The organism is Roseovarius sp. MBR-154 (genome assembly GCF_053628595.1).
In genome coordinates, this window is record NZ_JBRJGR010000052.1 from 1 (window position 1) to 3829 (window position 3829).

The 3829-nt window shown below is 61.7% G+C and carries 3 protein-coding genes; all 3 read right to left on the bottom strand.

Features of this window, described 5'->3' with window-relative positions; genetic code table 11:
* Positions 1–106: 106 nt before the first annotated feature.
* The 3 genes from ACSSV4_RS22915 to ACSSV4_RS22925 all read right to left on the bottom strand — a co-directional run bounded on the left by ACSSV4_RS22915 (position 107) and on the right by ACSSV4_RS22925 (position 3689).
* Positions 107–1111, bottom strand: a complete 1005-nt coding sequence (locus ACSSV4_RS22915; protein WP_454277297.1) for a tyrosine-type recombinase/integrase — start codon at positions 1109–1111, stop codon at positions 107–109.
* A complete protein-coding gene (locus ACSSV4_RS22920) occupies positions 1108–2328 on the bottom strand; it encodes a tyrosine-type recombinase/integrase (RefSeq protein ID WP_454277298.1) in 1221 nt (406 codons plus the stop codon). The genes ACSSV4_RS22915 and ACSSV4_RS22920 overlap by 4 nt, the downstream gene beginning before the upstream one ends.
* Positions 2329–2459: 131 nt before the next feature.
* Positions 2460–3689 (bottom strand): site-specific integrase, encoded by a 1230-nt coding sequence (locus ACSSV4_RS22925; RefSeq protein ID WP_454277299.1) that lies wholly within the window; start codon positions 3687–3689, stop codon positions 2460–2462.
* Between the last annotated feature and the right edge of the window lie 140 nt (positions 3690–3829).

Sequence of the window (3829 nt, forward strand, 5' to 3'; positions counted from 1 at the left end):
GGTGCGTAATCGCGAGGACGCGATAATGCGAAGGAACGCGGGACTATCGCTATCATTCGGGGAGTTCAGGGCCACGTCCTTCACATTATTTCTCCTTGGTTCGGGGTCAGAGGGTATCGAGCCAGGCGAGCAGATCCGCGTCACGTTTCCATCGCCCGGGTCGACTTCCTGCTGTCGGAACGCCGACCCGTTCGAGCGCCTTTCGTTTGGTTTCGAGGTTGGCCTGGGCGTAGTGGTTTGTCGTGTCGAGGCTGACATGTCCCAGCCAGCTTCGGATGACGGTGATGTCGACACCCGCCGCGACGAGATGGACGGCCGTCGCGTGTCGGAAGCTGTGCGGCGTCACATGCTTCGAACGAAGTGTGGGTGTCGTTTTCGCCGCCGCCGCAACGTAGGCCGCCAGCTTGTACCGCACGCCCGAGGCTCCCAGTGGTTCGCCGTAGCGATTGACGAAGATGCGCTCATCCGGTGCGCGCGGCTGCCGCTCCAGCAGCTTTTTCAGCAACGTCACCGTTTCCGGCCAAAGCGGGCAGATGCGTTCCTTTCGACCTTTTCCGTAAAGGCGCACGCAATACGGTGCTTCGAACCGGATCGCCTTGGGACAGAGATCGAGCGCCTCCTGGATGCGCGCACCGCTATTATAGAGCAGCGACAGCAGCACATGATCTCGCATCCCCTCGATCATCAACCGGTCGGGCTGCGCGAGAATGGCTTCGACCTCCCCTGGCTCAAGGTAGCAAGGCGCGGCAGAGGGTTTGCGCTTGAGCGGGATCGTGAGGACCTCGGCGCATTGGGCAATATATTCAGGGTCCTTGTCGGCCACGAAGCTGAAGAAGCTGCGGATTGCGGCGAGCCGACAATTGCGCGTGCCGATCGTGCCCTTGCGACCATGCTCGGCATGGGTGAGGAACGCGCGCACCTCGCCGGCGGAGATGTCGGCCAGGGTGATCCGTGCGACACCGGCGCCGTTTCGCTCCGCGACGAACCGGAGCAACAGCCGCCAGGTGTCCCGATAGGACTTGATGGTATGGATCGAGGCGCTGCGCTGTTCCAACAGCCATTCCTGGAAGAAGGCTCGCAACAATTCGGGGAAAGGTTTGGTCGATTTCATGACAGTGCCTCCACGGTGAGGCACGGGGCGCCGACGGTGCGGAACCGCTCGCTGGCTTCCTGCAGAAGATCCTGCGTGACGGTGATGTAGACCAGCGTAGAATTGATGTCCCGGTGACCCAGATAGGTCGAGAGGAAGTGCAGCCGGTCCTGCGGGTTGATGCCGATCCGGTACCATTGAAGGAGCCGGTTCACGACCATCGAGTGCCGCAGGTCATGCACACGTGGTCCCGTCCGTCCGGAAAGCGGTTTGAACCCGCCGCGGCGCATGACGTTGGTGATCATCGTGGTGACCGTCTCCGGGGTGTGGTGGCCCTTGAAGTGGCCCTGCCAGAACAACCCCGACTGTGGGTCCTGTGGGGCACCAGCGCGCCGCCGCGCATCGAGATAGACGCGTAATTCGGTCGTGACGCTGCCCGACAGCGGCAGGATCCTGGTCTTGTAGAATTTCGTTTCCCGGATCGTGATCGTGCCGGATCTAAGGTCGAGGTCGCCCAGATCGAGCCGGGCGATCTCACTACGTCGAAGCCCGGCGCAATAGGCCAGCAGGATCATGGTGTAGAGGGTCCGTGGCCGCAGCGGGGCATGCGGCGATGGATAGGAACGGGCAACTTCGAGCATGTGCTGGATGTCGGCCGGACTGAAGATATGCGGTCGCCGGTGCTCCCGAGCGACCTCCCGCTCCGGTCGCGGGTTGAAGCGTTTCGGCGGAATGTTCGGATCGAGCCGGTGCCGCGCCTTGGTCAGGATGCGCCCCAGCTTCTGGCATTCCGCCGCGTGATTGCGGGTGGACTTGGCCGCTGCCCAATGGGACAGCATCGACTCGAGCGGCTCGCCGGTCAATTCCGGATGCGATTGCAGGAACCGGTCAAACCGCAGCAACCAGTGAGCCTGCGTCTCATACTGGTATCCCCGGTTTCGCATCTGCGTGACATGGTCGCGCATGAACTCGCCCAGAACGCTGCCGTAGGGCGCAGGCCGGTGCAGGTCGGCAAGTGCCTCGTCGGGATCGGAGGAGGCAAGAGCCCGCCAGATCGGTTTGTTCTGCTTGATGTTGTGCTGCCTGCGAAGCTCGGCGACGGGATTGCCGGGGATCAACTCGTTCTGGACCAGATAGTCGAGGAAGCGGTCAACGATGCAGACTTGGTTCAACAGTGTCGACAATTTCCACCGCGTTGCCATTTCACCCAGCCAGTCCTCGATCATCTGGCGATCCACTGCGGGGTGTCGGCGCGCAACATCCTCGAAGCTGCGAAGGATAGACCGGTAAGTGTGACTGCTTCTCTGGCCGAATCTGGACGTGCGGAGAAAGTCCTCGACAACGGTCCGATCGGGATCGTGCCAGGCGCTCATGACAACACCTCCGATCCGGGCACGTCGAGCGCAACAGCCCGCAGATCTTCGGTGGCAAGTTTGAGGTAGGCGTTGGTGGACTCGGTTGACCGGTGTCCGAGCACGTCGCCGATGATCTTTTGCGGAACCGACGCCCGCAGCAGTTCAACCGCACGCGCGTGGCGGAAGACATGCGGGCCACGCTTTCCCTCCGGGATAACGCCCGCAGCCGCCAGGCGCCTGTCGACCATGCCATAGAGGTTCTTCATCCGAGTATAGGGCGCGCAGGAGCGGATGAAGACTTCCCGGCTTTCGACCTGCGGGCGCCCGAGGCGCAGATAATCGAGCACCGCATCGCCGACCAGCGTCAGCAGCGGCATGTAGGAACAGGCATTGGTCTTGGTATGACGGATCCGTAGCGACTCCGCGCGCCAGTCAATGTCGTCGAGCCGGAGATTGCAGATCTCGCCTTCTCGCAGCCCGTAGATGGCCAGCATCTGCAAAATTGCATGGTCGCGCAGCCCCCTCGGTGATCTGTCCCGGCCGGTGGCCTTCAGAACCAAGTCGATCTGGCTTCGGTCCAGGATCGAGGGAACATCCTCATAGGCATAGAGCATGGGGCCGATGACCTGCCCGCTCAGATCTGTCGGTACTCGCCCCGACTGATGGAGATAGCGCAGCAGGGACCGAAGCCACGCGGCAGATGCCGCGAGCGATATTCGGCGCAGTCCGACCGCGCGCGCGTCCATGTAGCGATCGATGTCTCGTATAGCCAAGCCTTGGAGACCATCGGCGCCACTGCGGTCGCAGTACCAGTCCAGAAAGCGCTGCGCCTCCCGCAAGCGCGCGTCGATCGTCGCATCCGATAGACCGCGTTCATCGCGCATCCAGGTTTCGTAATCATGGCAAATGGCGTGCCGGAGCATTTTACCGGGTTCGATTTCAGCCTCTGGCGGCCATGTGCCTTGGGCCAGCCGGAGCAACCTGCCGATCGCCGTATTTGGTAGCCTGTGCCAGCGCGAGCTGGGCGGCCGACCGTAGCGACCATGAAAGCAATGGACTGCGTGGCGGAAATACTGATCGACCTGCGCTGGCGTCACCATCGCCACCGGCATGTCGCGCTCGGCCAGGTAGTCCAGGAACCGGCGGGCATAGAGCCGATGGTTGGTCACGACCACCGGATTGTAGTTCTGCTCCATGAGCAATTTAGCGAGTTCTTCGATCAGCTCGTCGTGCAACTTCAACATGAATGTCTCCTCAGACGGTTGGAAAGCCGCCGAGGTTTGCAATCAAAATAATGCGCAGCAAAGGCCGCGCGGACATCCAGAAACCAAGGAAAACAAAGATGAACCTCGGATACCTTCGCATTATCGCGTCCTCGCGATTA